6 protein-coding genes and 1 pseudogene are annotated in these 5,548 nt (G+C 64.5%); 6 read left to right on the plus strand and 1 reads right to left on the minus strand.

Annotated elements, in window-relative coordinates:
- Positions 1 to 291: 291 nt before the first annotated feature.
- The 4 genes from tauA (at position 292) to EN939_RS18940 (ending at position 3,348) form a co-directional block, all read left to right on the plus strand.
- Positions 292 to 1,305 (plus strand): taurine ABC transporter substrate-binding protein, encoded by a 1,014-nt coding sequence (gene tauA, locus EN939_RS18925; RefSeq protein WP_127269224.1) that lies wholly within the window; start codon positions 292 to 294, stop codon positions 1,303 to 1,305.
- Between the two features lie 161 nt (positions 1,306 to 1,466).
- Positions 1,467 to 2,276, plus strand: a complete 810-nt coding sequence (locus EN939_RS18930; RefSeq protein ID WP_127269225.1) for a taurine ABC transporter ATP-binding protein — start codon at positions 1,467 to 1,469, stop codon at positions 2,274 to 2,276.
- Positions 2,273 to 3,133, plus strand: coding sequence for an ABC transporter permease subunit (locus tag EN939_RS18935; RefSeq protein ID WP_127269226.1), 861 nt, complete (start codon positions 2,273 to 2,275; stop codon positions 3,131 to 3,133). The genes EN939_RS18930 and EN939_RS18935 overlap by 4 nt, the downstream gene beginning before the upstream one ends.
- 29 nt (positions 3,134 to 3,162) lie before the next feature.
- Positions 3,163 to 3,348, plus strand: coding sequence for a hypothetical protein (locus tag EN939_RS18940; RefSeq protein ID WP_127269227.1), 186 nt, complete (start codon positions 3,163 to 3,165; stop codon positions 3,346 to 3,348).
- Positions 3,349 to 3,487: 139 nt separating this feature from the next.
- Here EN939_RS18940 and EN939_RS40070 read toward each other — a convergent pair.
- A pseudogene (locus EN939_RS40070) lies at positions 3,488 to 3,601 on the minus strand (GIY-YIG nuclease family protein); the annotation flags it as partial.
- 329 nt (positions 3,602 to 3,930) lie between these two features.
- Here EN939_RS40070 and EN939_RS18945 point away from each other — a divergent pair.
- Complete coding sequence (locus EN939_RS18945) at positions 3,931 to 4,884, plus strand: sulfonate ABC transporter substrate-binding protein (RefSeq protein WP_127269228.1); 954 nt, start codon at positions 3,931 to 3,933, stop codon at positions 4,882 to 4,884.
- Between the two features lie 91 nt (positions 4,885 to 4,975).
- The coding region (locus EN939_RS18950; protein WP_164751072.1) for an LLM class flavin-dependent oxidoreductase at positions 4,976 to 5,548 on the plus strand (573 nt) is incomplete at its 3' end.

A 5,548-nucleotide genomic window follows, 5' to 3' on the forward strand; every position in this document is an offset into this window, starting at 1 on the left:
CCCCATCTCTACCGTCAACGAGAAAAGCGCTGAAGCCGAAACTGCCAATCTCCCCACTTGAGGGGGAGATGTCCGGCAGGACAGAGGGGGGCGCTGTCCCGCCGGCATCAAAAGGTCTGCCCTATGGCGACACCCTGCACGCTACAACCGCCTCATCCGCCCTATCCGCCGACCACCGACAGCTTTTTTCTAACAAGCCCGCCTTCGTTGGAAGGATTTAACTCTACAAACCTAATAGAATTAGCGGACTATCATGGGGCATTCCGATTTTTCTCTTTTCAGGAGCCCTCCATGTCCACCATTTCGCGACGCATTGTTCTCCTCTCGTCGGCGGCACTTGCCGGCGCGGCCTTCCTCGGCCCGGCCCATGCCGACGACCTCAAAATCACCATCGGCTATCAAACGGTGGTCGAGCCTTCGAAAGTGCCGCAGGCCGACGGCGCCTATGAAAAGGAGACGAAGGCAGTAATCGACTGGCGCAAATTCGATTCCGGCGCCGATGTCATCGCCGCGGTCGCTTCCGGCTCGGTCGATATCGGCTATGTCGGCTCGAGCCCGCTGGCGGCGGCGGCTAGCCGCGAATTGCCGATCCAGACCATCTTTATAGTCGGCCTGATCGGCGAATCCGAGGCGCTGGTGGCGCGCAACGGCGCCGGCATCGAGAAAGTCGCCGACCTCGCCGGCAAGAAGGTCGCCGTGCCGTTCGTCTCGACGACGCATTACAGCCTGCTCGCCGCGCTGAAGCATGAGGGCGTGGATCCGAAGTCGGTCGAGATCCTCAATCTCAGGCCACCGGAAATCGCCGCCGCATTCTCGCGTGGCGACATCGACGCGGCTTATGTCTGGGATCCGGCGCTCGGCCAGATCAAGACGACGGGCAAGGTGGTGGTGGATTCCTCGCAGGTCGCCGCCTGGGGCGCGCCAACCTTCGACGCCTGGATCGTGCGCACCGACTTCGCCGAAAAGAACCCGGAAGCGGTGCGCGACTTCGTCAAGGTGACGGGCGCCGCCTATGCCGAGTTCCTCGCCAAGCCCGACGCGTGGTCGGTGTCGTCGCCGCAGGCGGCCGCGATCGCCAAACTCACCGGCGCCAAGCTGGAAGAAGTGCCGCAGCTGCTCAAGGGCTATGTCTTCCCGACGCTGGAAGAGCAGGCCTCCGACAAATTCCTCGGCGGCGGCACGGTCAAGGCGGTGGAAGCGACATCCGCCTTCCTCAAGGAGCAAGGCAAGATCGACGCCGTGCTGCCGGACTATTCGAAATACGTATCGTCGAAATACGTCACAGAGGCGCTCGCCTCGAACTAGTACTCGTTTAACGCAATTCCGGACGGAAAACCGCTTCACACTTTTCCTGGAATTGCTCTGAACCCGGCCCGCGCGCTTCTTCCCTGACGCCGCGTGCTGACTGCCCCGGAACCGCTGACGAGCGCCGGGGCCGTCGGATTTCAACGAACCGCGAGGCATCCATGCCGCATCTCGTGCTCGACCCCCATCTCGTACTGGACCCCCATCTCGTATTGGACAAGGTCTCGATCCACTATGACGGCCAGGCGGCGCCTTCCGTCGAACGGGTGTCGATCGATGTCGCCAAGGGCGATTTCGTCGTGCTGGTCGGCCGGTCCGGCTGCGGCAAGACCTCGCTGCTCAACGTCGCCGCCGGCCTTGTCGCGCCGGCACGCGGGCGCGCCTCCATCAACGGCAAGCCGATCACCGCGCCGGGCTCGGACCGGGCGGTGGTGTTCCAGAACGACGCGCTGTTCCCATGGCTGACGGCGCGCGAAAACGTTGCCTTCGCGCTCAGGCTGCGCGGTGTCAGGCCAGCCGAGCGGGCGCAGCGCGCCGATGAGCTGCTGGCGCTGGTGAAGCTCACCGACGCCGGCGACAAGCGCATCTGGGAGCTTTCCGGCGGCATGCGCCAGCGCGTCGGCCTGGCCCGGGCGCTCGCCGCCGAACCCGAATTCCTGCTGCTCGACGAACCGCTCGGCGCGCTCGATGCGCTGACGCGCGAACGCATGCAGACGACGCTGCTCGATCTGTGGACGGCAAGCGAGGTCGGCGTGCTGATGGTGACGCATGGCATCGAGGAGGCGCTGGTGCTGGCCACCCGCATCGTCGTGCTGGCGCCCGGCCCAGGCCGCGTGGTGCGGACTTTTGAACCCGGCTTCTCCAGGCGCTACGCATCGGGCGAAGCCATCCGCACCATCAAGGCCGATCCGGCTTTTGCGGTGGCGCGTGGCGAATTGACCGACGCGATCTTCGAAGGAGAGGCGGCATGACCGTTACCTCCTACACCGAGCGGCCGGGACACAAGATCGACGAGGCCGACGGCCTGTCGGTGCCATGGTCGCGACCCAGCCCCAAGCGCAAAGGCGTTTCGGCCCGCGCGGTCAGCGCTGTGACCATCCTGGTGGTGCTGGCGCTGTGGGCGCTGTCGGCCCGCCTGCAACTGGTGTCGCCAGTGTTCCTGCCATCACCTGCCGCCGTGTGGAACAAGTTCATCACCGTCGCCCGTGACGGCTTCGTCGATGCTACGCTGCTGCAGCATGCCGTCGCCAGCCTGTGGCGAGTATTCGCCGCGCTGGTCGCCGCCCTTGCCATTGGCGTGCCGGTTGGTCTCGCCATCGGCATCAGCGCGATCGGGCGCGGCATCTTCGATCCGCTGCTGGAATTCCTGCGGCCTATCCCGCCGCTTGCCTACTTGCCGCTGGTCATCATCTGGTTCGGCATCGGCGAACCGTCGAAGATCCTGGTGATCACTATTTCCATGCTGGCGCCGGTGGCGCTGTCGACCGCGTCCGGCGTTCGCGGCGTCTCGCAGGAGCGCATCAACGCGGCGCGCTCGCTGGGTGCTACCCAGCGCCAAGTGGTCCGCCACGTCATCCTGCCCAGCGCGCTGCCGTCGATCCTGACCGGCCTGCGCATCGCGCTCGGCGCCGGCTGGTCGACGCTGGTCGCCGCCGAACTGGTGGCGGCGACACGCGGGCTTGGCTTCATGATCCAGTCGGCCGCCCAGTTCCTCGTCACCGACGTGGTGGTGATGGGCATACTGGTAATCGCGGCCATCGCCTTCGTGCTCGAATTCACCATCCGCAGGATCGAGCGCGTGCTCGTCCCGTGGGCGGGACGCGAATGATCGGAGCCCAGAGGAGCAGGAGAATGACGATGACCCATTCCACCGCCGTGCTGTTCGCCCAAGCCGGTAACTGGCTTCTCGCCTGGACCAGGGAAAGCCAGCCGCCAGAACAGCAACCGAAATCGCCAACGCCGGTCCGCTGGGACGCCGAGCGCGACCGCCTGCCGCCACGCGACGAGAGTTTTTACTGGGCCTGGCAGTATTGGTCGCAGTGAAGGGGGCGGTGCGACTTTGCGCCGTCCCCGCGTCTTCGTCATCCTAGGGCGGAGCAAGGAGCGAAGCGACGCAGCGCAGACCCTAGGATCCATGCCGCGACGGTGATGCCATGCTCCGGCGGTGAAAGAAACCGAGCGCCTACCAGCCGGTTCCACGAAAGAGCTCGAACCACTCTGGATTGGCTTTTTCGATCAACTCGATCTTCCATTGACGTGGCCAGCGCTTCAGTGACTTCTCGCGCTGGATGGCATCGTGCCGCGCTTCTGGCTCGCGGTCATGTAGACGTAGCCGGTCATGGTTTCAGGGTAGCCCGCGTTATTGGGCGTGCAAGCGCCATTCTGATCCGTTGCATCCTAAAGCCAATGTCACGGCATGGATCCTAGGGTCTGCGCCGCGTCGCTTCGCTCCTTGCTCCGCCCTAGGATGACGAATTCTGGGCTGCCGTAGAAGACAATTCCACATCGATGCCTCAACTCGCAAAATCATTCCTCTACTAAATTTATAGAACTACCTAGCCTGATCCATCTTCCAACCGGCGAGGCCATTTTCCCGGCGCCGATCCGCATCGAAGGAGAGGATCAATGTTCAATCTAACGAGACGTGTTTTCGGCATCGGCCTGCTGGCGGCGACGGTTGCCGTGTCATCCGGCGCCACAGCGCAGGAGCTGAAGCAGCTCAGCATCGGCTATCAGAAGACCGGCCTGCCGGTGATCGCCAGACAGCAGCAGGTGATCGAAAAGGCCCTTGAAGACAAGGGCGTGACGGTCAAATGGGTCGAGTTCACCGCCGGGCCGCCGCTGGTCGAGGCGCTCAATGTCGGCGCCATCGATGTCGGCTGGACCGGCGACGCACCGCCGATCTTCGGCCAGTCGGCGGGGGCCAACATCGTCTATGCCGCCGCGCTGCCGTCGAATGGCGAGGGCGAGGCGATCTTCGTCAAGCCGGCGTCGCCGATCCAGTCGATCGCCGATCTCAAGGGCAAGCGCGTCGGCGTCGGCAAGGGCACCAGCGCGCATAATCTGCTCGTCGCGGCGCTGGAAAAGGCTGGCCTTGCCTTCGACCAGATCACGCCGGTCTATCTCAGCCCGGCGGATGCAGCCGCAGCCTTCGCCAGCGACCAGATCGATGCCTGGAGCGTTTGGGATCCGTTCTTCGCCATCGCCGAAACCCGCTACCAGCCGCGTGTGCTGGCCCGCTCCAGCGAGGTGCTCAAGGTTAACACCTACTTCCTCGCCAACAAGGATTTCGCCAAGGCGCATCCCGAAACCATCACAACGACGATATCGGCGCTTGGCGAGGCGGCGAAATGGGCCGACCAGAACCGAGACAAGGTGGCCGCGGCGCTGCATGAGGTCACCGGCGTGCCGCTCGACGCGCAGATCATCGCCGCCAACCGCACCAAGTTCGGCATCTTTCCGATCACCGACGAGATCATCGCCGGCCAGCAGGCCACCGCCGACCGCTTTTACAAGCTCGGGCTGATCCCGAAAGCGGTCCGCATCTCCGACGCGGTGTGGACGGCACCCGGCAACTAACTTGTCCCCTGACGGCGCCGGGTGAGTACGCCCGGCGCCATTTGCGTTTGCACCCATATCTACAGGAGATCCGCCCGTGACTGTGCCAGACATGACCGCGCCTGCCAGCACCGCACCGCTCGATTTCTTCTGGTTCATCCCGACGCATGGCGACGGTTCTTATCTCGGTTCCGAGGAGCAGCAGCGACCGCCCGAATTCGGCTACTTCAAGGAGATCGCGCAAGCGGTCGACCGGCTCGGCTTTCCCGGCGTGCTGCTGCCCACGGGTCAGAACTGCGAGGATTCCTGGATCACCGCGACAGGTCTCGCGACGCTGACCGAAAAGCTGAAGTTTCTCGTTGCGCTGCGGCCGGGTGTCACGCTGCCGACTTTCGCCGCGCGCCAGACCGCCGCCCTCGATCGCTTGAGCAATGGCCGCCTGCTGCTCAATGTCGTGGTCGGCGGCAACCCGACCGAGCTCGCCGGCGACGGCGTCTTCCTGCCGCATGACGAGCGCTATGCCCAGGCGCATGAGTTCCTGACCATCTGGCGCGGCCTGGTGTCCGGCGAGCGGGTCAATTTCGACGGCAAATATTACCGCGTCGAGAATGGCCGCCTCGCCCTTCTGCCGCACCAGGAGCGGCCGCCGCTCTATTTCGGCGGGTCGTCGGACGCAGGCCAGGAA

It is taken from the genome of Mesorhizobium sp. M7A.F.Ca.CA.002.05.1.1 (assembly GCF_003998335.1).
In the GTDB taxonomy this organism is placed as follows: domain Bacteria; phylum Pseudomonadota; class Alphaproteobacteria; order Rhizobiales; family Rhizobiaceae; genus Mesorhizobium.